23 protein-coding genes are annotated in these 26659 nt (G+C 62.8%); 18 read left to right on the forward strand and 5 right to left on the reverse strand.

Annotated elements, in window-relative coordinates; genetic code table 11:
- Window positions 1-57: 57 nt before the first annotated feature.
- Window positions 58-1185, reverse strand: coding sequence for a PilT/PilU family type 4a pilus ATPase (locus ACT6SE_RS01495; RefSeq protein ID WP_046428711.1), 1128 nt, complete (start codon window positions 1183-1185; stop codon window positions 58-60).
- A 121-nt stretch (window positions 1186-1306) separates the two neighbouring features.
- On the opposite strand from ACT6SE_RS01495, the gene ACT6SE_RS01500 reads away from it, so the two are divergent.
- The 14 genes from ACT6SE_RS01500 to ACT6SE_RS01565 all read left to right on the forward strand — a co-directional run bounded on the left by ACT6SE_RS01500 (window position 1307) and on the right by ACT6SE_RS01565 (window position 18860).
- Window positions 1307-1672 (forward strand): DUF4398 domain-containing protein, encoded by a 366-nt coding sequence (locus ACT6SE_RS01500; RefSeq protein WP_005415160.1) that lies wholly within the window; start codon window positions 1307-1309, stop codon window positions 1670-1672.
- Window positions 1669-2553, forward strand: a complete 885-nt coding sequence (locus ACT6SE_RS01505) for an OmpA family protein (RefSeq protein ID WP_080281838.1) — start codon at window positions 1669-1671, stop codon at window positions 2551-2553. Before ACT6SE_RS01500 ends, ACT6SE_RS01505 begins: the two co-directional genes overlap by 4 nt.
- 323 nt (window positions 2554-2876) lie before the next feature.
- Window positions 2877-3113 (forward strand): YdcH family protein, encoded by a 237-nt coding sequence (locus tag ACT6SE_RS01510; RefSeq protein ID WP_005407964.1) that lies wholly within the window; start codon window positions 2877-2879, stop codon window positions 3111-3113.
- 301 nt (window positions 3114-3414) lie between these two features.
- A complete protein-coding gene (locus ACT6SE_RS01515) occupies window positions 3415-4785 on the forward strand; it encodes a pyridoxal-phosphate dependent enzyme (RefSeq protein ID WP_046428713.1) in 1371 nt (456 codons plus the stop codon).
- A 123-nt stretch (window positions 4786-4908) separates the two neighbouring features.
- Entirely contained in the window at window positions 4909-6081 is a 1173-nt protein-coding gene (locus ACT6SE_RS01520; RefSeq protein ID WP_046428715.1) for a cystathionine gamma-synthase, read from the forward strand.
- Window positions 6078-6938, forward strand: coding sequence for an ABC transporter permease (locus ACT6SE_RS01525; RefSeq protein ID WP_141098655.1), 861 nt, complete (start codon window positions 6078-6080; stop codon window positions 6936-6938). The genes ACT6SE_RS01520 and ACT6SE_RS01525 overlap by 4 nt, the downstream gene beginning before the upstream one ends.
- Window positions 6928-8349 carry an ABC transporter ATP-binding protein gene (locus ACT6SE_RS01530; RefSeq protein ID WP_046428716.1) on the forward strand — a complete coding sequence of 474 codons (1422 nt, stop codon included), beginning with the start codon at window positions 6928-6930 and terminating at the stop codon, window positions 8347-8349. The genes ACT6SE_RS01525 and ACT6SE_RS01530 overlap by 11 nt, the downstream gene beginning before the upstream one ends.
- A gap of 35 nt (window positions 8350-8384) precedes the next feature.
- Window positions 8385-9875: a methyltransferase domain-containing protein gene (locus ACT6SE_RS01535; RefSeq protein WP_046428718.1), complete on the forward strand. Its 1491-nt coding sequence runs from the start codon at window positions 8385-8387 to the stop codon at window positions 9873-9875.
- Between the two features lie 21 nt (window positions 9876-9896).
- Window positions 9897-13247, forward strand: a complete 3351-nt coding sequence (locus ACT6SE_RS01540) for a glycoside hydrolase family 99-like domain-containing protein (protein WP_230548540.1) — start codon at window positions 9897-9899, stop codon at window positions 13245-13247.
- Between the two features lie 4 nt (window positions 13248-13251).
- Entirely contained in the window at window positions 13252-14172 is a 921-nt protein-coding gene (locus ACT6SE_RS01545; protein WP_014645848.1) for an NAD-dependent epimerase/dehydratase family protein, read from the forward strand.
- A 206-nt stretch (window positions 14173-14378) separates the two neighbouring features.
- Window positions 14379-15686, forward strand: coding sequence for a DUF6056 family protein (locus ACT6SE_RS01550; RefSeq protein ID WP_014645849.1), 1308 nt, complete (start codon window positions 14379-14381; stop codon window positions 15684-15686).
- Window positions 15683-16054 carry a GtrA family protein gene (locus ACT6SE_RS01555; protein ID WP_049405977.1) on the forward strand — a complete coding sequence of 124 codons (372 nt, stop codon included), beginning with the start codon at window positions 15683-15685 and terminating at the stop codon, window positions 16052-16054. Before ACT6SE_RS01550 ends, ACT6SE_RS01555 begins: the two co-directional genes overlap by 4 nt.
- On the forward strand, window positions 16051-16986 hold the full coding sequence (locus ACT6SE_RS01560; protein WP_032957905.1) for a glycosyltransferase family 2 protein: 936 nt from the start codon (window positions 16051-16053) through the stop codon (window positions 16984-16986). Before ACT6SE_RS01555 ends, ACT6SE_RS01560 begins: the two co-directional genes overlap by 4 nt.
- Window positions 16987-17718: 732 nt before the next feature.
- A protein-coding gene (locus ACT6SE_RS01565; protein WP_087944428.1) for an IS3-like element ISStma9 family transposase occupies window positions 17719-18860 on the forward strand; the annotation gives its coding sequence in 2 pieces (ribosomal slippage) (window positions 17719-17956 and window positions 17956-18860; 1143 coding nt in all).
- Here ACT6SE_RS01565 and ACT6SE_RS01570 read toward each other — a convergent pair.
- The 3 genes from ACT6SE_RS01570 to ACT6SE_RS01580 form a co-directional block, all read right to left on the reverse strand.
- The gene (locus tag ACT6SE_RS01570; protein WP_444811085.1) at window positions 18849-19685 is read right to left on the reverse strand and encodes an acyltransferase family protein; all 837 of its coding nucleotides are present in this window, start codon (window positions 19683-19685) and stop codon (window positions 18849-18851) included. The two genes, ACT6SE_RS01565 and ACT6SE_RS01570, sit on opposite strands and share 12 nt — an antisense overlap.
- A gap of 97 nt (window positions 19686-19782) precedes the next feature.
- Window positions 19783-20721: an electron transfer flavoprotein subunit alpha/FixB family protein gene (locus ACT6SE_RS01575; RefSeq protein WP_046428281.1), complete on the reverse strand. Its 939-nt coding sequence runs from the start codon at window positions 20719-20721 to the stop codon at window positions 19783-19785.
- Window positions 20721-21467: an electron transfer flavoprotein subunit beta/FixA family protein gene (locus ACT6SE_RS01580; protein ID WP_014035896.1), complete on the reverse strand. Its 747-nt coding sequence runs from the start codon at window positions 21465-21467 to the stop codon at window positions 20721-20723. Before ACT6SE_RS01580 ends, ACT6SE_RS01575 begins: the two co-directional genes overlap by 1 nt.
- Before the next feature lie 280 nt (window positions 21468-21747).
- Between ACT6SE_RS01580 and rfbB the strand changes: the two genes are divergently transcribed.
- The 4 genes from rfbB to rfbD are packed head-to-tail and all read left to right on the forward strand — an operon-like array spanning window position 21748 to window position 25149.
- Window positions 21748-22803, forward strand: a complete 1056-nt coding sequence (gene rfbB / locus ACT6SE_RS01585; RefSeq protein WP_046428286.1) for a dTDP-glucose 4,6-dehydratase — start codon at window positions 21748-21750, stop codon at window positions 22801-22803.
- A gap of 14 nt (window positions 22804-22817) precedes the next feature.
- Complete coding sequence (gene rfbA, locus ACT6SE_RS01590) at window positions 22818-23705, forward strand: glucose-1-phosphate thymidylyltransferase RfbA (RefSeq protein ID WP_046428289.1); 888 nt, start codon at window positions 22818-22820, stop codon at window positions 23703-23705.
- Window positions 23702-24259 (forward strand): dTDP-4-dehydrorhamnose 3,5-epimerase, encoded by a 558-nt coding sequence (gene rfbC / locus ACT6SE_RS01595; RefSeq protein WP_014645857.1) that lies wholly within the window; start codon window positions 23702-23704, stop codon window positions 24257-24259. Before rfbA ends, rfbC begins: the two co-directional genes overlap by 4 nt.
- Window positions 24256-25149: a dTDP-4-dehydrorhamnose reductase gene (rfbD, locus tag ACT6SE_RS01600; RefSeq protein WP_046428292.1), complete on the forward strand. Its 894-nt coding sequence runs from the start codon at window positions 24256-24258 to the stop codon at window positions 25147-25149. Before rfbC ends, rfbD begins: the two co-directional genes overlap by 4 nt.
- A gap of 102 nt (window positions 25150-25251) precedes the next feature.
- Here rfbD and ACT6SE_RS01605 read toward each other — a convergent pair whose 3' ends face one another.
- Entirely contained in the window at window positions 25252-26655 is a 1404-nt protein-coding gene (locus ACT6SE_RS01605) for a mannose-1-phosphate guanylyltransferase/mannose-6-phosphate isomerase (protein WP_046428297.1), read from the reverse strand.
- Window positions 26656-26659 lie beyond the last annotated feature (4 nt).

A 26659-nucleotide genomic window follows, 5' to 3' on the forward strand; every position in this document is an offset into this window, starting at 1 on the left:
GGATTAAGTCGCAAATGCACAAACGACTTAATCCCCTCCGTCCCCTTTTCCGTGGGGTCAGAAGCCGTGGGTGATGCTGGGTGCGCCAGCCGAGAAATCGGCGTACGGGTCGTGCTCGCCGCTGCTGCCTTCGGACAAACGGAACTTCAGGGCCAGGCCATCGCGCGAGTCGGCCGCGCGCAGCGCTTCCTCCTGCTCGATGACTCCCGCTTTGGCCAGCCGGAACAGGCACTGGTCGAAGCTCTCCATGCCTTCTTCCAGCGAGCCTTCCATCGCCGCCTTGATCTCGTGCACCTGGCCGCGACGCAACAGGTCGCGGATCATCGGCGTGTTGATCAGCACCTCGGTGGCCGGCAGGCGACGGCCCTCCTTGTTCTTCACCAGGCGCTGGCTGATCACCGCACGCAGGTTCAGCGCCAGGTTCATCAGCACGTTCTTGTGCGCGCTTTCCGGGAAGAAGTTGAGGATGCGCTCGATGGTCTGGTCGGCGTTGTTGGAGTGCAGGGTGGCCAGGCACAGGTGCCCGGTCTCGGCGAAGGCGATCGCCGCCTCCATCGTTTCCGCATCCAGGATTTCGCCGATCAGGATCACGTCCGGCGCTTCACGCATCGCGTTCTTCAGCGCGTTGTGGAAGGCGTGGGTGTCCAGGCCGACCTCGCGCTGGTTGACGATCGACATCTTGTGCTTGTGCAGGTACTCGATCGGATCCTCGATGGTGAGGATGTGACCGGTGGTGGTGCTGTTGCGGTGGTCGATCATCGACGCCAGCGAGGTGGACTTGCCGGAACCGGTGGACCCCACCACCAGCACCAGCCCGCGCGGGGTCATGATGACGTCCTTCAGCACCTGCGGCAGGTTCAGCTCCTCGATGCTCGGGATACGGCTGCGGATGGCGCGGATGACCATGCCGACCTCGCCCCGCTGCTTGAACACGTTGACGCGGAAGCGCCCGGCATCGGGCAGGGCGATGGCCATGTTGAGCTCCAGCTCGCGCTCGAACTGCGGCACCTGGCCTTCGTCCATCAGCGAGTAGGCGATTTTCTTGACCATGCCCGGCGGCAGGCCGGTGTTGCCCAGCGGATAGAGCTTCCCCTCGATCTTGATGTAGACCGGTGCCCCGGTGGTCAGAAACATGTCCGAAGCGTTCTTTTCGGTCATCAGCTTCAGGAAGTAGCCGATATCCATTGCGAATTTTCCCCAACGAAACGGCCGACGCCCGTTGCCAGCACGGTGTCGGCTTGACGACAATGGCCGTGAACCGACAACCGGTACGGCCTCCCCAATGAAACGACTTAGCTTCGCACGAATGCGCCATGGCCTGTATGTGATGGCGTTTGCATTCGCACTGTCTGCCCCCGCCTGGGCGCAGGACGCCGCCCTGGAACTGGCGCAGGCCCGGCAGGCGGTCGACAAGGCCACCCAGGCCGACGCCGACCAGTACGCCCCGGACCTGATCGGTCTGGCCCGGCAGGGGCTGGAGCAGGCCCAGCGCGCCGCCGGCGACCGCCGCGAACGGAAGAACGCCCCGGCGATGGCCCTGCGCGCCGCCGCCGATGCCGACCTGGCACGCGTCCGCAGCGAGGAAGCCACCGTCACCGCGCAGCTGCAGCTGCGCCGCAACGAGGTCAACCAGCTGCAACGCCAGCTGTCGACCGGGGAGGACCGCCGGTGAAGCCGATGACCGCCGCAACCCTGGCCGCGCTGCTGGCGCTGCCGACCCTGGCCGTGGCCGCCGACAACCCGATGGTGGCGCAGCTGAGCCAGCGCCTGATGGCCATCCAGGCCAACCCGGATACCGCTGAGCTGGGCGCCTTCGAGCGCATGCAGGCCCAGCAGGCCATCGCGACCCTGGACAAGGCCAAGCGCCGTGACCAGGAGCTGGCCACCTACCTGGCCGAGCGCCGGGTGGAGATTGCCGAGACGGCCGTGCGCACCGCGATGGCCGCGCGCGAGGTCGACCGCCTGGAGCGCACCCGCAGCGACCTGCTGATCGAGGCCAGCCGCCGCGACGCTGCCCGCGCCCGTCAGGAAGCCGAGCAGCTGCGCATGCAGGCGCAGATGCAGGCCGAGGAGGCCGAACGCCTGCGCCAGGCCGCCGAGGCCGAAACCCTGGCCCGCCAGGACGCCGAAAACGCCCTGACCAGCGTGGCCGGCAAGCAGCAGCAGCGGCTCAGCGCTGCCCAGCAGAACGCCGCCAAGCTGGCCCGTGAGGAGGCCGAGCTGGTCTCCGGGCAGAAACTGCCGGGTTCGAAGTTCGATGGGCGAGGCGAAGTCTTCACCTTCAATGGCGACGCGTTCGCTGCAGGTGCCTCCAGCCTGTCCGGTGGGGCCCGCAACCAGGCCAAGGCGCTGGCCGAGTACCTGAACATCGGCAAGAAGGGCCGCCTGCGCATCGAGGCCTACGACAATGCCAACGGCGTGGGTCAGAAGCGGGCCGAAGCGCTGCGCGACGCCCTGGTCGCGGCTGGTGTCGCCAGCAACCGGATCCAGGTCAGCGGCAAGAAGGCAGCCTCCACCCGGGCCCGTTCGGCCGAGGTCATCATCGCCCCGTAATGCATTGATATTGTTTGTTTTTCGTTGCAATGAGCATTCAGCCTGAACCCCGCCCGGCGGGGTTCGGTCTTTTTGACGCAGGGGTCTTGTACCCCGCCTTGAGCAGGCGTAGGGTCAATCGTCCGGGACGCAATGCCGCGGACCGGACGATGGGAGGGCCGGGCCGATGCAAGCAGGGCGCGAACCGCAGCAGATCGACGTGCGCAGGCCAGTGCCGCAGGTCGTTGCAGGCGTCCAGGTGGCCATCGGCCGGCGCTCCTCCATGAACAACGCCCCGTGCCTTGTGGCCGGGGCGTTCGTGTATCTGTCGAAGGAGGTCCATCATGTTTGAAGATCAGCCCCAGAGCGAGATCGACGCCCGTCGCGCGCGTGATCCGGAGTTCAGGGCACTCCATGACCAGCACCGCAAGTTGAACAAGAAGTGCATGGACGCGGAGTTGGGTGTACTCCCGATCGATGATGTCACCCTGGGTCGCATGAAGCGTGAGAAGCTGCTGGCCAAGCAACGCCTTCTGCGAATGTACGAAACACCGCTCCCAACGACGTCCCCCACGCTTTGACGCACCCCGTCGCGCCCGGAACGGCGTGACCCGGCCATCGATGGCCCCGCCGGGCGCTTCTGCCCCGGCATCGCGGCACCGCCGATGAGGCGGCCGCGCCAAGGCACCACAGGCGGTGGTGCCTTGGTCTCCAGGCACCACTCACCGATGCGGGCGGTACCGGTCTCCTCGTCGATCCGGGGCCGCCCGCATCCCTTTACGGGGCCGGCGGGCGGCATCTCCGCGCCGACCTGACATTCAGCGCCATCCGTCGGATAATCATCGGTCCGGCCCTGCGTGGCGCGAATCGAAAGTCCTCCGAATGCCCATCCATTCTTCCGTCCTCGAACTCATCGGCCAGACCCCGATCGTCAAGGCCCAGCGCCTGGACACCGGCGTCTGCGAGCTCTACCTGAAGCTGGAGAGCGCCAACCCGGGCGGATCGATCAAGGATCGCATCGGCCTGTCGATGATCGAGGCGGCGGAGCAGCGGGGTGACCTGAAGCCGGGCGCGACCCTGGTTGAAGGTACCGCCGGCAACACCGGCCTGGGCCTGGCGCTGGTGGCACAGCAGAAGGGCTACAAGCTGATCCTCGTCGTTCCCGACAAGATGAGCCGCGAGAAGATCTTCAACCTGAAGGCGATGGGCGCTGAAGTGCGCCTGACCCGTTCAGACGTCGCCAAGGGCCATCCCGAGTACTACCAGGACCTGGCCAAGACCATCGCCGAGCAGACCCCGGGCGCCTACTTCATCAACCAGTTCGGCAACCCGGACAACCCGGCCGCGCATGAGTTCGGCACCGGCCCGGAAATCCTCGAGCAGATGGGCGGTGACCTCGACGCCATCGTGTTCGGCTGCGGCAGCTCCGGCACCATGACCGGCCTGTCGCGCGCGTTCGCCAGGCTGTCGCCGAAGACCGAGCTGGTGCTGGCCGATCCGGTCGGCTCGATCCTGGCCGAATACATCAACGACGGCGTGCTCAACGACAAGTCGGGCAGCTGGCTGGTGGAAGGCATCGGCGAGGACTTCCTGCCCTCGATCTCCGACTTCAGCCGCGTCAAGAAGGCTTATGCGATCAGCGATGCCGAGAGCTTCCACACCGCGCGCGAGCTGCTGGGCAAGGAAGGCATCCTGGGCGGTTCGTCCACCGGCACCCTGCTGGCGGCGGCGCTGAAGTACTGCAAGGAGCAGACCACGCCGAAGAGGGTGCTGGTGCTGGTCTGCGATACCGGCAACAAGTACCTGTCGAAGATGTACAACGACTACTGGATGCTGGACAACGGCTTCCTGCAGCGCCCGCAGCACGGCGACCTGCGCGACCTGATCCTGCGCCCGTACGGCCAGCGCGACACCGTGGTGATCGGCCCGAACGACCTGCTGACCACCGCCTACCAGCGCATGAAGCTGTACGACGTCTCGCAGCTGCCGGTGATGGACGGCGAGAAGCTGGTCGGCATCGTCGACGAAAGCGACGTGCTGCTGCATGTCTATGGCGACGAGGCGCGCTTCCGCGACACCGTGGCCACCGCGATGGTCAGCAAGCTGGACCGGCTGGACGTGAAGTCGCCGATCGAGGCCCTGCTGCCGGTGTTCGACCGCGGCCAGGTGGCGATCGTGATGGACGGCGACGCCTTCCTCGGCCTGATCACCCGCATCGACCTGCTGAATTATCTGCGTCGGCGCGTTCAGTAAGGCGTTTATCGCCGCAGATCGCTGCTGAATCCCGGTTTATCCGCGTCAAAGCTCGTTAAGGCCGCGCTGATAGACTCCCGCTCCTTCGACGGCGCCGGTCATCGGCGCCAATCAGGAAACGACATGTCCAACGCTTCTTCCCCGGACCGCGCGCTGGCCCTGGCCACGCTGGCCATCCACGGCGGTCAGTCGCCCGACCCCAGCACCGGCGCGGTGATGCCGCCGATCTACGCCACTTCGACCTATGCCCAGTCCAGCCCGGGCGAGCATCAGGGCTTCGAGTACTCGCGTACCCACAACCCGACCCGCTTCGCCTATGAGCGCTGCGTGGCCTCGCTGGAAGGCGGTACCCGCGGCTTTGCCTTCGCTTCGGGCATGGCGGCCAGCTCGACCGTGATCGAGCTGCTCGACGCTGGCAGCCACGTGGTGGCGATGGACGACATCTACGGCGGCAGCTTCCGCCTGTTCGAGCGCGTGCGCCGCCGCACCGCCGGGCTGGACTTCAGCTTCGTCGACCTCACCGATCTGGCCGCATTCGAAGCCTCCATCACGTCGAAGACGAAGATGGTCTGGATCGAGACCCCGACCAACCCGATGCTGAAGATCGTCGACATCGCCGCGGTCGCCGCCATCGCCAAGCGCCATGGCCTGATCGTAGTGGTCGACAACACCTTCGCCTCGCCGATGCTGCAGCGTCCGCTGGACCTGGGCGCGGACCTGGTCCTGCATTCGGCCACCAAGTATCTCAATGGCCACTCGGACATGGTCGGTGGCATGGTCGTGGTCGGCGACAACGCCGAACTGGCCGAGCAGATGGCCTTCCTGCAGAACTCGGTGGGGGGCGTGCAGGGCCCATTTGACAGCTTCCTGGCCCTGCGCGGCCTGAAGACCCTGCCGCTGCGCATGAAGGCACACTGCGCCAACGCGCTGGCGCTGGCCCAATGGCTGGAAAAGCACCCGGCGGTGGAGAAGGTGATCTACCCGGGCCTGGCCTCGCACCCGCAGCATGAACTGGCCGGCAAGCAGATGGCCGGCTACGGCGGCATCGTCTCGATCGTGCTCAAGGGCGGGTTCGAGGCGGCCAAGCGCTTCTGCGAGAAGACCGAACTGTTCACCCTGGCCGAGTCGCTGGGCGGTGTTGAAAGCCTGGTCAACCATCCGGCGGTGATGACCCATGCCTCGATTCCGGTCGCGCGCCGCGAACAGCTGGGCATCAGCGATGCGCTGGTGCGGCTGAGCGTGGGCGTGGAGGAGCTGGGGGATCTGCAGGTGGATCTGGAGAGGGCGCTGGCGTGAGCAGTCGCTTGGACAAGAGATCTTCCGGGCTGACGCCCTATGCAACTGCCCGGCGGCGGCCATTGGCGGGCTTCCTGCGTTCGCCCTTGGAGCACCGTCAACTCATCTTCCGTCTGATCCAGCGTGAGATCGTGGGCCGCTATCGCGGTTCCTTCGCCGGCCTGGCCTGGTCGTTCATCACGCCATTGATCATGCTGGTCCTGTACACGTTCGTGTTCTCCATCGTGTTCAAGGCAAAGTGGAAGGACTTTGATACCAGCGGTGGCTTTGCCTTGATCCTCTTTTCCGGACTGATCGTGCACGGCGTGGTAGCCGAATGCATCAATCGCTCCCCGGCATTGATCACGAGCAATGCCAACTACGTGAAGAAGGTTGTGTTTCCGCTGGAAGTCTACGCGTGGGTGACGCTCGGTTCGGCGGTTTTCCATGCGTTCGTCAGTTGGATCGTGCTGACCATTGCCCAGTTGTGCATGGGCGTTGCGCTGCCCTGGACCGTGATCCTGTTCCCCGTGGTGATGCTGCCGCTGTTGCTCGGTTGCCTTGGCGTTTCCTGGTTCCTTGCCGCGATCGGCGTCTACTTCCGAGACGTGGCACAGATTACCGGCACGCTTGCGACGCTGCTGCTGTTCCTTTCTCCCGTGTTCTACGCGCTTGATTCGATTCCTGAACGCTATCGTCCCCTGATCCAGGCCAATCCCCTGACGGGTGTCCTGGAGGCGGCACGCAAGGTATTGATGTTCGGTGACATCCCGTCTCCTGCGTACTTCGGGATCGGCCTGCTGGTGGGCCTGCTCATGGCCATGGCTGGTTACGCTTTCTTCCAGAAATCTAGAGATGGATTTGCCGATGTCATCTGATCCGGTCGTTCTCAAGATCGACGGCGTTTCCAAGCACTATCAGGTCTACGGCTCGCCCCAGGACCGGTTGAAGGACGCCCTTTTTTCGCGCGCTGCGCGTGTCGTGGGAAGCCGAGGCAAATCCTATGGCCGCCAGTTCAGTGCGCTGAAGGATGTTTCATTCGAGATTCGCAAGGGTGAAACGGTCGGCATCATCGGACGCAACGGGTCGGGCAAGTCCACGCTGCTGCAGCTGCTGAGCGGTACGCTGGCGCCATCGGAAGGCCAGATCCTGGTCGACGGAAGGGTTGCGGCACTGCTGGAGCTTGGGGCGGGCTTCAATCCTGATTTCACCGGCCGCGAGAACGTGTTCTTCAACGGTGCCCTGCTGGGACTTTCGGACGAGCAGCTGCGCAGCAAGTACGACTCCATTGTCGAATTCGCCGATATCGGCGAGTTCATCGACCAGCCGGTGAAGACATACTCCAGCGGCATGTTCGTGCGGCTGGCCTTCGCCGTGATCGCGCACGTGGAAGCTGACATTCTGGTCATCGACGAGGCACTGAGTGTCGGCGACGCGTTCTTCGTGCAGAAGTGCATGCGATTCCTCCGTGCCTTCATGCAGAACGGCACGGTGGTCTTTGTATCCCATGACACCGCCGCCGTCATCAATCTCTGCGACCGAGTGGTCTGGTTGTCGCACGGGAAGATCGTTGCAGATGGCGCCCCCAAGGAAGTCACCGCCAAGTATCTGGAAGATCTCTACGCGGTGGAGATGGCCGCTGCTGGTCCTGCTGCGGTGGCCGTTGACGCTCCCGAAAGTGACGCGCAACCGGCAGCTGCTGGTGCGACCGCCATCGAACCGGACCACGCAGGCATGGCGCCCCGTGATTTCCGCCAGGATCTGATCAACGCCAGTGAGCATCGGCAGGAAATCCGGGTCTTTGAGTTCAATGCAAACAAGGGGTTCGGACAAGGCGGGGCGCAGGTCGAGTTCGCTGCCTTTGTTGACGTGGATGGCAACCCGCTGTCCTGGGTGGTGGGTGGAGAGCCGGTCCGGCTGCAGATCCGCTGCCGTGTGAACCAGGTGTTGAGCTCGCCCATCATCGGTTTTGAGGTGTACGACCGCCTGGGGCAGACCCTGTTCGCGGACAACACGTATGTCGCCTCCATTGATCCCCCTCCCGGCGCTCAAGCGGGGCAGGTACTGGTGGCTTCCTTTGATTTCCGGATGCCTGTCCTGCGCGAGGGTGACTACACCATGAGCGCAGCCATCGCAGACGGCAATCAGCATCACCATGTCCAGCACCATTGGCTGCATGACGCGCTTGCCTTCCATGTTCATGCACGTGGCATCTGCCTTGGATTGTTCGGCGCACCCATGCAGCGCGTGCGCCTTGTAGTCGAGCAACAAGATCTGGTATCCGGGTGACCGGCTTCAGCAGCAATCATGTATTGAGGTGACCCATGGCAACCCAGCTTGACGAGCACGTAGAAGATCTCGCATTCACCGGCGAACGGTTCATGCCCGAAGTGGCCGGTCAGATCGCCTTCGAACATCTCCATCGCTATCACTTCGCCGCCAGGTTCTGTGCCGGCAAGCAGGTGGTGGACGTGGCCTGTGGCGAAGGTTATGGCAGCCAGATCCTGTCTGGCGTTGCGGACTCGGTGACCGGCATGGATATCTCGGCCGAGGCCGTCGCCCATGCGGCTGGCCGCTACGGGTCCGATCGCTTACGCTTCGTCGAGGCGTCTGCTGCCTTGCTGCCATTGGAGGACGACTCCGTTGACGTGGTGGTGAGTTTCGAGACCATCGAGCACCACGACCAGCATGAGGAAATGCTGTCGGAGATCCGGCGCGTTCTACGTCCGGGTGGGATGCTGATCATGTCCAGTCCGAACAAGCAGCACTATTCGATCGACCCTGGCTACGAAAACCCCTATCACGTGAAGGAGTTGTTCCGTCACGAGTTGATCGAACTCATCCAGCGCTACTTCCCGCAGCAGCAGGTGTATTCGCAGCGCGTCGTCTACGGTTCCCTGTTGGTCGCTGACGGTCCGGCGGCCTTCGATTCAATCCTGGGCACCGGCCCTGAAACCAGTGAATGGGCCGAAGGCCTCAGCCGCCCGCTCTACGACCTGGTGGTTGCGACGGATGGGGTGCTGCCTGTGCAGTCGTCCTCGTTCTTCGAACTGAAGGTTCATGGAATGGATGCCGGCGCCTTCTACGGGGTGCACTTGCCTGAGCGCGTCCAGAACGCGGATATCGAAGTCCTGCAGCTTCGCGCCAAGGTCGAGGAACTCGAGGCCCAGGCCCAGTCCCATCTTTCCCATCGGGAAGCCGCTTCCCTGGAGGCGGCGGAGGAACTGCGGCGGACGCGCGAAGCGCATCTGGCCGAGATCGAGCGGCTTCGTGACAGCCGCAACGAGGTGCTGTCCTCGATCTCCGTGCTGGGTTCGCTGGTCGATGATGTTCGCCGCGAAGGCGGTCATGATCGGCTGGCCCAGGAACGCAGGCTGGAAAGCCTGCAGAATGCGCTGGATCAGAATCGAGCGCTGGTTGCTGAAGCAGCCAGCAGCCAGTCGATCGACAACGGTCAATTCAAGGCTCAGCTGGCCGAACTCCGCCAGCAGTTGATTCAGGCCGTTGCCACCGAGGAAAGGGTCCGCTCCCTCGAGCGCATGCTTTCCGAGTCCCAGGAGATGGTGTTGGGGCATATCAATGCCAACGGCAGCCTGCGCGAAGAAATGTCCGCTCTGCGTGCGGAAATCGACCGGACCATGGCCGAACGGGATGAGGCAAGGCAGTCCGTGCAGCAGCTGCAGTTGGCCGTAACCGAGCAGCGCGTCATCAGCGAGCACCGCGAACGGGATGTGGAACTGCTTAAGGCGTCACGGAGTTGGCGTTACACTGCATGGCTCAGGAAACTGTCAGGAAGTGCCAGGAGGCACCTGTAAGCGATGCATCAGGGTCAGAAAATGGGAAAACTGGGGGCAGTTGCACGCCGCATGTACATGGCGGTGCCGGGCTGGAATGCGCGGCTTGCACTGAAGGATTTCCTGTTCCGGAACTTCAGCTTCGCCTTTGCCAATACAAATGCCTACCGCCGATGGAAAACCTTCGGCGCAGGGCAGGAATTTGCTGTTGTCACGGCGGGCGCGCAGCAGCCGCCAGCCGCTGCCGCTCCGATCATTGCCGAAGGCGTGAAGGTGTCCTCCGTGGCGCGTATCTACGCAGACGCCTTCGACGTCGCTGCAGGCGTGCGCGGGTCTGAGTACGTGGAGCTGGCGCCTGCGCTACAGCCACCGACCAGCCTCCGCTTCAAGACGATCGCGTTCTACCTGCCGCAGTTTCACCCCTTCGCCGAAAACGACGCATGGTGGGGCAGGGGCTTCACCGAGTGGACCAATGTGAGCAAGGCCGTGCCACAGTTCCAGGGGCATCGCCAGCCGCACCTGCCCGGTGAACTGGGTTTCTATGACCTGCGCTTGATCGATGTGCTCAAGCGCCAGGCCGAGCTTGCCAAGCTGTACGGCGTTCACGGCTTCTGCTTCCACCATTACTGGTTCTCCGGTCATCGACTGATGGAGCGGCCGGTGGACCAGCTGCTCGCGCATCCGGAGATTGACCTGCCGTTCTGCATCTGCTGGGCCAACGAGAATTGGACCCGGCGCTGGGATGGGCATGAAAACGATGTGCTGATTGGTCAGAACTACACGGCTGACAACGACATCGCGTTCATTCGTGATGCGATGCCGTACCTGTCTGATTCGCGGTATATCCGCATCGATGGTCGGCCGTTGCTCATCATCTACCGGCCATCGCTGCTTCCCGATGCCCGCAAGTCGCTGGATGTCTGGCGCGGCTATGCGCGTGAGCAGGGCCTTGGCGAGCTGTTCATCGCCATGGTCCAGTTCGACGTCGATGATCCGCGCACGTACGGCTTCGATGCAGCCCTCGAGTTCCCGCCGCACAAGGTGGCGCGTGGCCTGTCCAGCATCAACCACACGCTGGACATCGCCAACCCGCGTTATGAAGGCTACGTGGTCGACTACCGCGAGATGGCCGAACGTTCCAGGAACTGGCCGGAAGAAGACTATCCGCTGTTCAAGGGGGTTACGCCACGCTGGGACAATGAAGCGCGAAAGCCGGGGCGCGGCTACACGTTCGCCCATTCCTCGCCGAGCGAGTACCAGCGCTGGCTGGAATCGGCGGGCGAGTTCGCACTGGCCAAACCTGTGCGTGGCGAGAGCGTGGTCTTCATCAACGCCTGGAACGAGTGGGCCGAAGGCGCCCATCTGGAACCGGACCGTTACTACGGTTATGCCTTCCTGCAGGCGACGCGCAATGTCACCGCCGGCACGGCGAAGCCGCGTGTCGCACTGATTTCCCATGATGCGCACCCGCATGGCGCGCAGTACCTCGCGCTCAACATGGCACGCAAGATGACGGCCGGCCTGGGACTGGACGTGCATGTCGTGCTGCTCGAAGACGGCCGCCTGCACAGCCAGTTCGCCGAGTGCTCCACGGTCCACCTGCTGGGCGACCGGGATCCAGCGGTGCTGGCCAATGAACTACGCCAGCTGGGCGTGCGCTCGGTGCTTGCCAATACGGCGGTCAGCGGCCGCATCGTGCAGGCGTTGGGTGATGCAGGTCTTACCGTGGTGTCGATGATCCACGAGCTGCCGGGTGTCATCCAGAGCTACGGCCTGCAGCCTGCACTGGCGGACATTTCCCGTGTGGCCAAGCGCATCGTCGTCGCCTCGGACGCAGTACGCGAAGGTTTGCAGCCCTTCCTCGACCCGGCAGGGCAGGCCAAGGTAACCAAGCTGCCGCAGGGGCTGTTTGCAGCCAACCGCCATCGCGGGAAGCGCAATCGAGACGCTGCGCGCGCAGCGCTGCGGCAGCGCTTGGGTCTCAAATCCACGGACAGGATCGTGTTGTCGGTGGGCTACGCCGATGCGCGTAAGGGTGTCGACCTGCTGGCCGAGGCGTTCACCAGCGCATTCGCCCAGCGACCTGATGTCCACGTCGTTTGGGTCGGTCACCGTGAAGAGGCTGCGTGTGAGGCCGCGGAAAAGGTGCTCCGCCGCCATGGCATGCTGGAGCGGTTTCACTTCGCCGGTCTCGACTTTGACACCGATGACTACTACGCAGGCGCTGACATCTACGCGCTCGCGTCGCGGGAAGATCCTTTCCCATCCGTCGTGCTGGAGGCCTTGTCTGTCGAGCTGCCGGTCGTCGCATTCGCAGGCACGGGGGGCGGTGCGGACCTCGTGGCCCAGCACCAGGCGGGCGTGGTCGTGCCGGCACTGGACGCCGTCGCCTATGGCGGCGCCTTGGCGCGTCTGCTCGATGAGGATTCGGTGCGAGCAACGGCAGGCGAAGCCGGACGACGCCTTGTCAATGCCGACTTCTCCTTCCGCAGCTACCTGCTGGACTTGCTGGATCTGGCCGGGCATCGCATTCCGCGTGTCTCGGTGGTAGTGCCGAACTACAACTACGCCCACTACCTGGAAGAGCGTCTGGCGTCGGTGTACGGGCAGGACTTCCCCCTGTATGAGGTCATCATCCTGGATGACGCCTCATCGGATGGGAGCCTGGCAGAACTCGAACGCCTCTGGCCAACATTTGATCCGGAGCCGCGCCTTGAGGCGTCGTCGGACAACAGCGGGTCGGTCTTCCGCCAGTGGATGAAGGGCGTGAGCCTGGCGCGCGGCGAGTACGTCTGGATCGCCGAGGCCGACGATCTTTCCAAGCCAGCATTCCTGCGCTCGCTGGTGGACCTGCTCGAGTCCAACCCCCGCTCGGTGATGGCGTTCTCGCAGTCGGAACAGATCGACGAGTTCGGCGAGGTGATGGCTGGCGACTATCTGGAATACACCAATGATCTCTCGCGTGATCGCTGGCGCAGCAGCTATTCGGCGATGGGTTCCGAAGAAGTTGAAGCCGGTCTGGCTGTTAAGAACACCCTGCCCAACGTCAGCGCCGTGCTGTTCCGTCGCGAGGCGCTGCTGCGCGTGATGCAGGAGCACATCGAAGAGATCACTCAGTATCGGATCGCGGGCGACTGGCTGGTCTACCTGCTATTGCTGCGCGATGGCGGCCTCAGCTTCAATGCGGAATCGCTCAACCAGCACCGCCGCCATGGCAACAGCGTGACCATCGGCTCCAAAGCGCAGGGTCACCTGGATGAAATCCGCAGCCTGCATGCCCACGCCCAGCGGCTTTTCCCGTTGAGCGCAGCCACGCGGAGCGCGGCCGCGGCATACGAAGACAAGCTGCGCACCCACTTCGGGTTGCGGAACCATTCAGCTGGGACGGAGTGATTGCATGAGCGCGTTGGTCATCGGTGGCAATGGTTTCATCGGTTCACGACTCGTCGCCGCGCTGCGTACGCGTGGTGAAGAGACGGCGGTGCTGGATCGCTTCCCTGCCCGCACGGACATGGACTGGGCTGGTGTGCGCTACTTTCAGGGCGATTTCCACGACGCTGATGTACTGGAGCAGGCGCTGCAGGATGTCGATTCCGTGTACCACCTCGCCAGCTGCACTGTGCCGAGCACTGCTGATGCTGATCCGATCGCTGATATCGAAGGCAATCTAATCGGTACCCACCGTTTGCTGGAGGCAATGCGCGTACGGGGCGTGCGTAGGCTCTGCTACTTTTCCTCTGGAGGAACGGTGTATGGCAACCCCGACACCCTTCCCGTTCCCGAAACGCACGCGCTGCGACCGATTTCCTCCTACGGCATCGTAAAGGTCGCCATCGAGCACTATCTGACGATGTTCCAACGTCAGGGTTGGCTGGATCCGGTGATCATCCGTCCCTCAAATCCCTACGGGCCAGGGCAGTCCACGCGAGGGATCCAGGGCGCAGTGGCTGTATTCCTGGGACGCGCGCTGGCAGGATTGCCTGTCGAGATATGGGGTGACGGGGAAACCGTCCGAGACTACGTGTTCATCGACGACCTCATCGATCTTGCGCTGTTGGCAACGGAGTCCGGAAGGACAGGAGTATTCAACGCGGCGTCTGGTAATGGCATCAGTCTGAATGAGCTCTGCGCGGCAATTCGGGTAGCTTCGGGCAGGGCATTGCCTGTGCAGTACAAGCCTGGTCGCACGTTTGATGTGCGATCCATTGTTCTCGACGTCCAGCGCGCCAAGCAGTTGCTGGGCTGGACACCAAAGATCGCGCTGGCGGAGGGGTTGATCCTCGCCTGGCGAAGCATGCAGGACGCGACGGGCAGCTAGATTCGCTTGAATCTCCGCGACGGCGTCGCACGGAGACGCAGGTGAATGTGCCCAGCAAGCAGTCGTGTGGCTTCATCGAACACAACTCAGTGTGAACTGAATCTGGCCTCCAGTCCTCGTATCGCTCGTCTTCAAGTGCGATTCCCTTCCCAACTGCAGTCTCGACGAGCGAGTCTGCGGAATTTTTCGAGTATCGGCACAAAGGAATGAGCAGAACAGCGTCCTCCCAAACAAGTCACTTCCCGCTGATAGTGGCTATCTGCGCCGCCCTCGGACTATTCGTGTACGTGGCGACTGCCATGATTTCACCTCTCAACGGCGAGGATTTCGCATTGACGCGGGATATGGCCGGCGTTGCGCCGATGGATCGTTTCGGCTGGATCATTGAACGTTCGTCGGCACAGATTACGCAGTGGAACGCACGTCTTGGAGAGCAGCTCGCAATCCTCTGGCTGAGCGTACCTCGGATCTACTTCGTCCTGGCGACGACAGCCTCGCTGCTGTTCTTCTGTGCGGTGGTTGCCGTGTATGGGCGCAGGCAAACGGATCGCGATTCGTTCCTGCATGGCTCAATCTACGCGCTGGCGATGCTCTGGTTGTTCTGGCCGGGTTACGAAGTTTTTTTCTGGACGACGGCCCAAGCGGCCTACTTCCAGCCAATGATTCTCACCCTTCTGTTGATGTCCTTTTACTTTACCGCCGAGGCGACGCAGAAGCTTGGTGAATCGAACCTCCGCTGTCTTGTTGCGGTCGTACTGGCGTGCCTTGTTGGCCTTTCGTTCGAGAACGTACCGCCTGCGCTGGGTGCGGGAATGGGGCTGGTACTTCTGCTGAGCGGAAGGGCTCGCTGGCGAATACGCGCAATTGTTCCCATCATCGCACTCGCCGCTGCGTGGGGAGTGTTGATGCTGGCGCCCTCCACAGCAATCCGTCGTGCCGCATACGCAGCCATGTATCCAGCCAACCTCGGTGTTGGTCACGTGCTTGAGCGGTCCCATAGTGTTTTTGGCACGTTGGTGAGTACAGGCTGGCTGCTCGTGTTGGCAGGGACGGCGGCTAGCGTTTACCTGTGGCGCGTGCACGGATGGCGGCAGCAGGTGGTGCTGGCGTGGACGGTGTCCTCTCTCACTGTGCTCAGTGTCATTGCCGCGCCCTACACGGAGCCTCGTGCCTTTATTGTTCCGTGGGCAATCTGGTACATGCTCGTTGTCGCCGCTGTCATTCGACTGGTGTCGATCAGTTGGTTCCGCTCGGGTGCAGCGATTGTAGCCGTTGCCAGTCTTTACCTTCCGCTGCAGGCGAATCTCTCATATGTTGAGTTTGCGCGCAGCCTGGAAGAGAGAGATTCCTACATACGAATCATGTCTAGGACCGAGCGCTGCCAGCAAGGCATTGATGTCGGGCATGCTACTAAAGCATATTCTTATAAGTATCTGAACAGTCGCGAAGCCTGGTTCGTCGCAAATCCTGCTTACGTAAGCGCCTACTACGGTTGCAAGGTGCTGCCGCAATGAGCAGTCGCCGATGGATGCCATTCCTGCGATATGCGGTCACTGGTGGCCTGAATACTGCCGTGCACTGGATGATATTTGTGCTTCTGGTATGGCTGGGTAACCCACAGTCCATCTCCAACCTCTGTGCGTTCCTGGTGGCGGTCACATTGTCTTTCTTCCTGAATGCTCAGTGGACATTCAAGACCCGGACCAGCATCAAGCGGTATGTGGTGATGGTTCTGACAATGGGGACGCTCAGCTTCGTTCTGGGTGCCGTCGCAGATGCGCTCTCACTGCATCCGATCGTTACAATGGTCGGGTTTTCTGCCGTAAGCTTGGTGATTGGTTACCTTATTGCAAAGTTCATTGTTTTCCGGGAGGTCCCTTGAAAATCAGTCTTGTCATACCGGTCTTCAATGAACAAGAGGCCATCCCCATCTTTTACCGGGCGGTACAGATGCTGCCTGGACTTGAGGGGCATGATCTCGAGCTTGTTTTTGTAAATGACGGCAGCTCCGATGGAACCGAGTCGGTCATCACTGCGCTGGCGGCGGCGGATCCCAAAGTCACGCTGATCAATTTCTCGCGTAATTTCGGTAAAGAACCAGCATTGCTGGCTGGCATACACGCAGCGCGTGGCGATGTCGTCATCCCGATGGATGTCGATCTCCAGGATCCACTGGAGTTGCTTCCCGCCATGGTCGAAAAGTTCAAGGCAGGTGCCGATGTTGTACTCGCACGGCGCGTTGATCGCGGTAGCGATGGCTTCCTCAAGCGAAACAGTGCCAACTGGTTCTACAAATTGATCAATGCGATTTCAGAAAGTCCTGTAGAGGCAAACGTTGGTGACTTCCGCCTGATGTCCAGGCCTGTCGTTGAAGCGATCAAGCAACTGCCCGAGAACCGGCTGTTCATGAAGGGCTTGTTGAGTTGGGTTGGCTTTTCAACCGACTTTGTCGACTACTCACGACCCGAGCGCTCTGCCGGTGTCTCGAAGTTCAATGGTTGGAAGCTGTGGAATTTTGCGCTTGAGGGAATCACCTCGTTCAGTAGCGCGCCGTTGCGCGTGTGGACGTACGTCGGCAGCACGATTGGATTTTTCTCGATTGCCTACGGGGTCTGGATTGTGATCGACAAGCTGCTGCATGGGAACGCAGTGCAGGGTTACTCCTCTTTGATTGCAGCCATTCTCTTTCTCGGTGCCGTCCAGTTGATTGGAATTGGCGTCCTCGGTGAGTACATCGGGCGTATCTATTCCGAGGTGAAGCGTCGTCCCCGCTACATCGTCCGCAGCACAGTGCAGCATGAGAAGAAGGACTGAACGGATGGAGGCTGGCGCGTACCGTATGTGGGTAGCGGGACTGTTGGTGAGCCTGGTCGGAATAGCCGGGTGCTCAGAACAGGTGCCCGAGGTGACAGTTCCGGCCGGGATGGTCCACGGCGAGCGGGCAAGCCCCTCCGCCGTCATCCAAAAGCCGCATGTCGCGCAGGGCTGCAATCTTGAGACCGTCAATGGGCAGCCCGTCGCCTCGTTACCGGTCCAGGCGTCAAACGGTCAGATTGCATTGAGTGGTTGGGTCGCGGGCCAGATCGATGATCGTGGCGAGCTGGTCGGCGAGACTTCGCTGGTGTTTTCTGCGGGTCCCGGAACCACGGAAATTAACGTCGCCGGAGCAGATGTTCATCACCGTGAGGATGTTGCGCGTTCTCTCGGAGAGCCTGCGTTGTCCGCGGCAGGATTCGAAGCTCTCCTAGATGGATCAAAGCTGTCGCCGGGCACATACGCCCTCACGCTGAAGCGAGGCTCTTACGTATGTGCCCAACCATTCAGTCTGCAGAGGGGCAATTGAAGTCTGATCCTGCACGCTCCGCGGGCCACTTCCTGCACAGCGGATTCACTTGTTTTATGAGGTTCGCGTGAGCCTGCCCCCGCGCAGCTTGTCGTACAGACGTTGGCCAGGTACTTCCACGAAGTAATATGTGAAAGCTGTGAATCGCCCAGGGTTCCGTAGACACCTCGCAGCCATAAACTATGGCTTAGGCGGAGGTGGTTATGAGCACGAAGCGGTACACCGATGAGTTCAAGATCGAGGCGGTCCGACAGATCGTTGAGTACGGCCGTCCGGTAGCGGAGGTTGCCGAGCGACTGGGCGTGTCGATCCATAGTCTTTACGGCTGGAAGCGGCAACAAGGCAAAGGCGATGTTGGCCGGCGTGTCGAGCAGGACCAGAACGCGGAAGTGCGCCGCCTCAAGGCTGAGCTACGCAGGGTCACTGAAGAGCGAGACATCCTAAAAAAAGCCGCCGCGTACTTTGCAAAGGGGTAAGAGCAAAGTACGCCTTCATGAAGCAACACGCAGATGAGTTCGGCCTCGCGGCGATGTGTCGGATGCTTGGCGTCCATCGCAGTGGCTACTACGCCTGGCTAAAAGAGCCGGCAAGCGCTCGCGACAAGGACGATCAGCGGTTGCTCGGCCTAATCAAGCACAGCTGGCTGGAAAGCGGCTCTGTGTATGGCCACCGCAAAGTGACCACAGATCTGCGCGAGCTTGGCGAGACGTGTAGTCGTCATCGCGTGGCACGCTTGATGAAGAGCGAGGGGCTGCGGGCAATGGTCGGCTACGGTCGGCGACCACGCCCATTGAGCGGCCCTGTTGGATCAGTCGCCAAGAACGTTCTGGCTCGCGGCTTCAAAGTCAGTGAGCCAAATCGCGCGTGGGTCACGGACATCACCTACATCCGCACGTACGACGGCTTCCTGTACTTGGCGGTAGTGCTTGATCTGTTTTCGCGTCAGGTCGTTGGATGGGCAACCCGACCAACTCAACATACGGACCTGGTTTTGCAGGCGCTATTGGCTGCAGTGTGGCGGCGCAAGCCAAGCCCCGGGCTTCTGCTTCACTCCGACCAGGGAACCCAGTTCACCAGCGAAGACTGGCAGAGCTTCCTGCGCGAGCACGACATCGTGTGCAGCATGAGTCGACGAGGAAACTGCCATGACAACGCAGCGATGGAGAGCTTCTTCCAGCTACTGAAGCGGGAGCGTATTAAGCGGAGGATCTACAGCAATCACGACGAGGCACGGGCCGACGTCTTCCAGTACATCGAGATGTTCTACAACCCAAAACGGCGGCACAGTTCCAACGACGGGCTGTCCCCGGTAGAGTTCGAGAAGCAGTACGCACTAAACGGCTGACGACTGTCTAGAAAACCCTGGGCGATTCACTATCGACATGCCGACCATCAAGGGCGCTGCAATCGAAAGCAGAACTTCTTCTGGCAGGCCGAACGGTGCGTGCAAGGAATAGATGGTGCATGCCAGCAGCGCCAGGAAAGCAACACCTACGGCTTGGCGCTGCATTGCATTGCGTGCTGTCGGCATGCCGGCACGGCTGAGATGTAGGATAAGGAGGCCGAGAACGAAATATTGGCTGTGGACCAGTACGTTGAGTGATGCGAACTCGTTCAGTTGGCCATCAAAGCTGTCCTGCAGGTAGCGCTTTGAAAGTACTGCAATCGGGCATAGCACTACCCACGCGAGTGCTGCCGACTTGACTGTCCTGATGGTCGAAAGCAGCAGCGGGAACATGAAGTAGAAAAGCCATTCGATACCGATGGACCAACCGCCGCCGACGAGGCCGCTCTGCTTGCCTGGTACAAGCGTAAACAGGAAGCTTCCTGACAGCATGAAGTCGAGCAGAGGTGGCATCGGTTGATCCATGGCCAGCCGAAAAGCCACGCCTGTGAGGATCATGAAGTAAAACAGCGGAGCGATTCGGAAGAATCTTTTCTGGTAGAAGACCTTGATCGCTTCGGTACTGCTCATGCGTGAATAGTAGGCATGACCGATAGCAAACGCGCTCAGCACGAAGAACACGCGGACGAAGAAGTCCATCCTTCCGGTAATGGCCGCAGCCGTCTCATTGATCGGGATGCCCGAAAGATAGAGGACATGAAACATGACCACGCCGAGCGCCGCCAATCCGCGGAGGACGTCCGGCCCGTGGATGCGGTCTTGCATCTGATTGTTCATAGTAAGAAGTGAACCCGTGAAGGAGAAAAGGGCCGGCTGAACTTCAGCCGGCCCTTGGATGGCGAAAGGCCTCTGCGCTGAGTCGTCAGAGCGCCTTTTCCAGCTCCGGCAGGATCCCAAACAGATCGCCCACCAGACCGATATCGGCGATCTCGAAGATTGGCGAATCCGGATCCTTGTTGATCGCCACGATCGTGCCGGCATCCTTGATGCCGGTCAGGTGCTGGATGGCGCCACTGATGCCGACGGCCACGTAAAGTTCCGGGGCGATGATCTTGCCGGTCTGGCCGACCTGCAGGTCGCTGGGCACGTAGCCGGCATCAACCGCAGCGCGCGAGGCACCGACGGCGGCACCGAGCTTGTCGGCCAGCTGGAAGATGACCTTGAAGTTCTCTTCCGAACCGACACCACGGCCACCGGAGACCACGCGCTTGGCGCTCTGCAGGTCCGGGCGGTCGCTGGCACCAGCGGCGAGGCCGACGAAGCGGGTGTGGGTCGGCAGGGCAGCATCGACGCTGGCCGCCTCGATGGTCGCGCTGCCGCCCTGGGCGGCTTCCGGCCACGAGGCGGCACGCACGGTGGCGACCACGATCTGGTCGGCCGGGGCTTCCACGGTGATGATCGCGTTGCCGGCGTAGATCGGGCGCTTGAAGGTGTGGCTGCCTTCAACGCTCATCAGGTCGGAAACCTGGTTGACGCCCAGCAGGGCGGCCACGCACGGCATCAGGTCCTTGCCGAAGGTGGTCGACGGGCCGAACACGTGGGTGTAACCCTTGGCCAGCTGCGCGATCTGCGGTGCCAGCACCTGGGCGATGGCCTGCGCGTTGGCAGCGTTGGCCACGGTCAGGACCTTGGCGACGCCAGCGATCTTCGCGGCCTCGGCAGCCACGGCAGCCGGATCGGCGGCCAGCACCAGCACGTCGATGCTGGCGCCGCTGATGGCGGCAGCAGCGCTGACGGTCTTGGCGGTGGCGGCGTTGAGCTTGCCGTCGTGGTGCTCGGCGATGACGAGAATCCTGCTCATTACAGCAACCCCTTCTGCTTGAGTGCGGCAACCAGTTCGGCCGCGTCCTTGACCATCACACCCTTGCTGCGCTTGGACGGCGCGGCGTACTGGGTGGTCTTGAAGGTGTCGGCGGCTTCAACGCCGAGGTCGGCCAGCTGCAGGGTCTCCAGCGGCTTGGCCTTGGCCTTCATGATGTCCGGCAGCTTGATGAAGCGCGGCTCGTTCAGGCGCAGGTCGGTGGTGACCACGGCCGGCAGATCGACTTCCAGCGTTTCCAGGCCGGCGTCGACTTCGCGGGTCACCGTGGCCTTGCCGTCGGCAATGTCCAGCTTGCTGGCGAAGGTCGCCTGCGGGCGCCCCCACAGCGTGGCCAGCATCTGGCCGGTCTGGTTGGCGTCGTCGTCGATCGCCTGCTTGCCCAGGATCACCAGGTCCGGCTGTTCCTTCTCGATCAGCTTGAGCAGGGTGCGCGCGGCGGTCAGCGGCTGGATGGCCTGGTCGGTGACCACATGGACGGCGCGGTTGGCGCCCATGGCCAGGCCGTTGCGCAGGTGCGCCTGGGCATCGGCCGGGGCGATGGTGGCGACCACGACTTCGCTGGCGATGCCCTTGTCGCGCAGGCGCAGGGCCTCTTCCAGGGCGATTTCATCGAAGGGGTTGGGGGACAGCTTGACGCCGTCGGTGACCACGCCGGAACCGTCCGGCTTGACCTGAATGCGGACGTTGTAGTCCACCACGCGCTTGTACGCGACGAGGATTTTCATCTGGTACGGGGTCCTTCAATAACGGAGAGAACGTCCGGTCCTCGCACAGCAACCGGTTCGGGGGTGGGACCCCGATTCTAGCTGGCTTGAGGGGACCATGCGAATGCGTATGGTCCTGTAGTGATGCTGCGCCGCCGCATGGCTTTGGCGTGAAGGCAGCTTTCTGATGTCATGTTCACGTCATGCAGGCAGTCGTGAAGGTTTCCCCGATGTATCCTGTCCCGCTATGTCGGGCACCGTGGGTGCCTGTGGACGTCATCATTGAACAGGAGATCAGGTAGTGCCCACATGGCTTGTCACCGGCGGTGCCGGCTTTATCGGCGGAAACTTCGTCCTCGAGGCAGTTGCCCGTGGCATCAAGGTCATCAACCTCGACGCCCTGACCTACGCCGGCAACCTGAAGACCCTGTCCAGCCTGGACGGCAACCCGAACCACGTGTTCGTGCAGGGTGACATCGGCGACGGTGCTCTGGTGACCCGTTTGTTGGCCGAGCACCAGCCCGATGCGGTGCTGAACTTCGCCGCCGAGAGCCACGTCGACCGTTCCATCGATGGCCCGGGTGCGTTCATTCAGACCAACGTAGTGGGCACCCTGGGGCTGCTGGAAGCGGTGCGCGACTACTGGAAGGCGCTGCCGGCCGAGCAGGGCGCCGCCTTCCGCTTCCTGCACGTGTCCACTGACGAGGTGTACGGCACCCTGGGTGAGACCGGCAAGTTCAGCGAAACCACGCCGTATGCTCCGAATTCCCCCTATTCGGCGTCGAAGGCCGCTTCGGACCACTTGGTCCGCGCCTTCCACCACACCTACGGGCTGCCGGTGCTGACCACCAACTGCTCCAACAACTACGGTCCGTACCACTTCCCAGAGAAGCTGATCCCGCTGGTGATTGCCAAGGCGCTGGCTGGCGAACCGCTGCCGGTGTACGGCGATGGCAAGCAGGTGCGCGACTGGCTGTTCGTGTCCGACCACTGCGAAGCGATCCGCACCGTTTTGGCCAAGGGCCAGGTGGGCGAGACCTATAACGTCGGCGGCAATTCGGAAAAGCAGAACATCGAAGTGGTGCAGGCGATCTGCGCACTGCTGGACCAGCGCCGTCCGCGCGAAGACGGCCAGCCGCGCAGCAGCCAGATTACCTACGTCACCGACCGCCCCGGTCATGATCGCCGCTATGCGATCGATGCCTCGAAGCTGAAGAACGAGCTGGGCTGGGAACCGGCCTACACCTTCGAACAGGGCATCACCTTCACCGTTGACTGGTACCTGGACAACCAGGAATGGGTCAACGGCGTGCTGGACGGCAGCTACCGTCTGCAGCGCATCGGCACCGCAGCCTGAATCCAGGAGATTTCATGACCCAGCGCAAAGGCATCATCCTGGCCGGGGGCTCCGGCACCCGCCTGTACCCGATCACCAAGGGCGTCAGCAAGCAGCTGCTGCCGGTGTACGACAAGCCGATGATCTACTACCCGCTCAGCGTGCTGATGCTGGCGGGCATCCGCGAAGTGCTGATCATCAACACCCCGCACGAGCAGGCGCTGTTCCAGCAGCTGCTGGGCGACGGTTCGCAGTGGGGAATGGACATCCAGTACGCGGTGCAGCCGAGTCCGGATGGCCTGGCCCAGGCCTACCTGATCGGCCGCGACTTCGTGGCTGGCAAGCCGAGCTGCCTGGTGCTGGGCGACAACATCTTCCACGGCCACGGTCTGCGAGAAGTGCTGCGCAACGCCGACCAGCGCGAGCAGGGCGCGACCGTATTCGGCTACTGGGTCAACGACCCGGAACGCTACGGCGTGGCCGAGTTCGACAAGGACGGCAAGGTCATCGATCTGGTCGAGAAGCCGGAGAATCCGCGATCGAACTACGCGGTCACCGGCCTGTACTTCTACGACGGCAATGCCAGCGACTATGCGGCCGAGCTCAAGCCGTCGCCGCGTGGCGAGCTGGAGATCACCGATCTGAACCAGCGCTACCTGCGCGAGGGCCATCTGCATCTTGAAGCGCTCGGCCGTGGTTACGCCTGGCTCGATACCGGCACCCATCAGTCGCTGCTTGAGGCGTCCAACTTCATCGAGACCATCCAGACCCGTCAGGGCCTGCAGGTGTGCTGCCCGGAAGAAATCGCGTTCGGCAAGGGCTGGATCAACGCCGAGCAGCTGGAAACACTGGCTGCGCCGCTGATCAAGAATGGCTACGGCCAGTACCTGCACAAGCTCGCCCTGCGTGGAGTCGTTCCGTGAAAGTGATTGAAACCAAGTTGCCCGGCTGCGTGGTGATCGAGCCGGCGGTGTTCGGCGATGCCCGCGGTTATTTCTTCGAAACCTGGAACGCCGAGCGCTTCGCCGCGCTGGGCCTGCCGGACCGTTTCGTGCAGAGCAACGTGTCGACCTCTGCGCAGGGCGTGCTGCGCGGCCTGCATTACCAATGGCCGCGGCCGCAGGGCAAGCTGGTCAGCGTGCTGGAAGGCGAGGTCTATGACGTGGCAGTGGATATCCGCCGCGGTTCGCCGACCTTCGGCCAGTGGGAAGCGGTGGTGTTGAGCGCGGAGAACAAGAAGCAGTTCTGGATCCCGGAGGGCTTTGCCCATGGCTTTGCCGTGTTGTCCGAGCGTGCGGTGTTCAGCTACCTGTGCACTGAGGTGTACCTCAAGGACTTCGATGCCGGCGTGCGCTGGAACGATGCAGGCATCGCCGTGGACTGGCCGGTCAGTGCACCGACCTTGTCGGCCAAGGACGAGAACGCACCCTTCCTGAAGGACATTGCTGAAGACCGCCTGCCGGTCTACGTGCCATGACCGTGCTGGTGTTCGGTGGCAACGGGCAGGTGGGCCAGGAGTTGCTGCGCGCGCTGGCGCCGCTGGGGAAGGTGATTGCAACCACGCGCAGCGGCCAACTGCCCGACGGAAGTACCTGTGAAACGGCCGATTTCGGCCAGCCCGACAGCCTGCCGGCATTGCTGGACCGCGTGCAGCCATTGGTAGTGGTCAATGCGGCGGCTTACACCGCTGTTGATCGCGCCGAACAGGACGTCGATGCGGCCTTCGCCGCCAACGCGCAGGCACCAGGCGTGATCGCGCGCTGGTGTGCGGCGCATGGCGTGCCGTTCGTGCATTACTCCACCGACTACGTGTTCGACGGCCAGGGCAGCGCGCCCTACCGCGAGGACGAGCCGACCGCACCGCTGGGCGTGTATGGCACCAGCAAGCGCGATGGCGAGGACGCGGTGCGTGCGGCCGGTGGCCGCCATCTGATTTTCCGCACGGCGTGGGTGTATGCCTCGCACGGCGCGAACTTCCTGCGCACCATGCTGCGCGTGGGCGCCGAGCGCGATGCGTTGCGGGTGGTGGCCGACCAGATCGGTACGCCGACGCCGGCGGCGCTGATCGCCGATGTCACCGCGCAGGCACTGCAGCATCCGGGCCAGCTGTCGGGTACCTGGCACCTGACCGCCAGCGGCCGGACCAGCTGGCATGGCTTTGCCGAGGCCATATTTGCCGAGGCGTTGGCCAGCGGTGTGTTGGCCAAGGTGCCGATGGTCGAGGCGATTCCCAGTTCCGAGTATCCGACCCCGGCCAGGCGCCCGGCCTGGTCGGTGCTGGACAACCGCAAGCTGCAGCAGGATTTCGGCGTCGTGCTGCCGAGCTGGCAGGATGGCCTGAAGCGGGTGATGGCGGAGCTGGCCTGACGGCCGTAGCGCCGGGCCATGCCCGGCGACGCAGCGCTGCCGGGCCGATCAGGAACGGGTCAGAGCCCGTTGCGCAGCAACGGGATCCGACCCGGACAAACCTCAGCTGCGCCCGTAGGTATCCTCGAACCGCACGATGTCATCCTCGCCCAGGTAGCTGCCGGACTGCACTTCGATCAGTTCCAGCGGCAGCTTGCCCGGATTGCGCAGGCGGTGGGTCACGCCCAGCGGAATATAGGTGCTCTGGTTCTCGCTGAGCAGGATCACCTCGTCACCACGGGTCACTTCAGCGGTGCCGCTGACCACGATCCAGTGTTCGGCGCGATGGTGATGCATCTGCAGGCTCAGCGTGCCGCCGGGCTTGACCGTGATCCGCTTGACCTGGAAGCGCTCGCCGTTGTCGATCGAATCGTAGGCACCCCACGGGCGATAGACCTTGCGGTGCCAGGTGGCCTCGCTGCGGCCTTCGGCCTTCAGCTGCGCCACTACGGTCTTGACCTCCTGCATGCGGTCGGCCTTGCCGACCAGCACCGCGTCGTCGGTTTCCACCACCACCACGTCATCCAGCCCGACCAGCGCCACCAGGCGCTGTGCGTAGGCATAGGTGTTGCGGCAGTCGATGGCGATCACGTCGCCCTGGTGGGCGTTGCCATCGCCGTCCTGCTGCGAGACATCGCGCAGCGCGGTCCACGAGCCGACATCGTTCCAGCCGGCATCCAGTGGAATCACCACGGCATCGGCGGTCTTCTCCATCACCGCATAGTCGATCGAATCGGACGGAACGGCAGTGAAGGCCTCCTTGTCCAGGCGGGTGAAATCGGCATCGCGACGCGCCTGCTGCCAGGCCCGGCGGCTGCCGGCGAGCATGGCGGGCTGGAAGCGTTCCAGCTCCTGAAGGTAGCGCGAGGCCTTGAACAGGAACATGCCGCTGTTCCAGTAGTACTGGCCGCTGCTGACGTAGCGGGTGGCGGTGCCCAGGTCGGGCTTCTCGACGAAGCGCTCGACCGCGCGCAGGCCCTGGCCATCGGCGGCCTTGATATAGCCGTAGCCGGTTTCCGGGCCGGTCGGCACGATGCCGAAGGTCACCAGCTTTCCGGCTTCGGCGGCAGCGGCGGCAGCCTGGACGGCGCTGCGGAATGCAGTCTCGTTGTTGATCACATGATCGGAGGGCAGCACCAGCAGCAGCGCGTCGCCGCCGTCGCGGGTGGCTTCCAGCGCGGCCACCGCGATCGCCGGTGCCGTGTTGCGGCCGACCGGCTCAAGGATGATCGCGGCTGGCTCGGCGCCAACCTGCTGCAGCTGCTCCGCGGCTACGAAGCGATGCTCTTCGTTGGCGATCACCAGCGGTCCACGCGCGGCGATCGGCGCCACGCGCTTCCAGGTAGCCTGCAGCATCGTCAGTTCGCCCGCCAACGGCAGGAACTGCTTTGGGTACGCCTCGCGCGACAGCGGCCACAGGCGGGTACCGGATCCACCGGACAGGATGACGGGCTGGATGCTGCTCATGCGT

It is taken from the genome of Stenotrophomonas sp. LC732 (assembly GCF_052446685.1).
Classification (GTDB): Bacteria; Pseudomonadota; Gammaproteobacteria; order Xanthomonadales; family Xanthomonadaceae; genus Stenotrophomonas; species Stenotrophomonas muris.

Coding starts and splice junctions, on each gene's coding strand:
- ACT6SE_RS01555 (WP_049405977.1), top strand. CDS start 15,683: ATGAGCAGTCGCCGATGGATGCCATTCCTGCGATATGCGGTCACTGGT.
- ACT6SE_RS01530 (WP_046428716.1), top strand. CDS start 6,928: ATGTCATCTGATCCGGTCGTTCTCAAGATCGACGGCGTTTCCAAGCAC.
- ACT6SE_RS01550 (WP_014645849.1), top strand. CDS start 14,379: ATGAGCAGAACAGCGTCCTCCCAAACAAGTCACTTCCCGCTGATAGTG.
- ACT6SE_RS01545 (WP_014645848.1), top strand. CDS start 13,252: ATGAGCGCGTTGGTCATCGGTGGCAATGGTTTCATCGGTTCACGACTC.
- ACT6SE_RS01500 (WP_005415160.1), top strand. CDS start 1,307: ATGCGCCATGGCCTGTATGTGATGGCGTTTGCATTCGCACTGTCTGCC.
- ACT6SE_RS01515 (WP_046428713.1), top strand. CDS start 3,415: ATGCCCATCCATTCTTCCGTCCTCGAACTCATCGGCCAGACCCCGATC.
- ACT6SE_RS01580 (WP_014035896.1), bottom strand. CDS start 21,467: ATGAAAATCCTCGTCGCGTACAAGCGCGTGGTGGACTACAACGTCCGC.
- ACT6SE_RS01535 (WP_046428718.1), top strand. CDS start 8,385: ATGGCAACCCAGCTTGACGAGCACGTAGAAGATCTCGCATTCACCGGC.
- ACT6SE_RS01510 (WP_005407964.1), top strand. CDS start 2,877: ATGTTTGAAGATCAGCCCCAGAGCGAGATCGACGCCCGTCGCGCGCGT.
- ACT6SE_RS01575 (WP_046428281.1), bottom strand. CDS start 20,721: ATGAGCAGGATTCTCGTCATCGCCGAGCACCACGACGGCAAGCTCAAC.
- rfbD (WP_046428292.1), top strand. CDS start 24,256: ATGACCGTGCTGGTGTTCGGTGGCAACGGGCAGGTGGGCCAGGAGTTG.
- ACT6SE_RS01540 (WP_230548540.1), top strand. CDS start 9,897: ATGGGAAAACTGGGGGCAGTTGCACGCCGCATGTACATGGCGGTGCCG.
- ACT6SE_RS01520 (WP_046428715.1), top strand. CDS start 4,909: ATGTCCAACGCTTCTTCCCCGGACCGCGCGCTGGCCCTGGCCACGCTG.
- ACT6SE_RS01605 (WP_046428297.1), bottom strand. CDS start 26,655: ATGAGCAGCATCCAGCCCGTCATCCTGTCCGGTGGATCCGGTACCCGC.
- ACT6SE_RS01570 (WP_444811085.1), bottom strand. CDS start 19,685: ATGCAAGACCGCATCCACGGGCCGGACGTCCTCCGCGGATTGGCGGCG.
- rfbA (WP_046428289.1), top strand. CDS start 22,818: ATGACCCAGCGCAAAGGCATCATCCTGGCCGGGGGCTCCGGCACCCGC.
- ACT6SE_RS01495 (WP_046428711.1), bottom strand. CDS start 1,185: ATGGATATCGGCTACTTCCTGAAGCTGATGACCGAAAAGAACGCTTCG.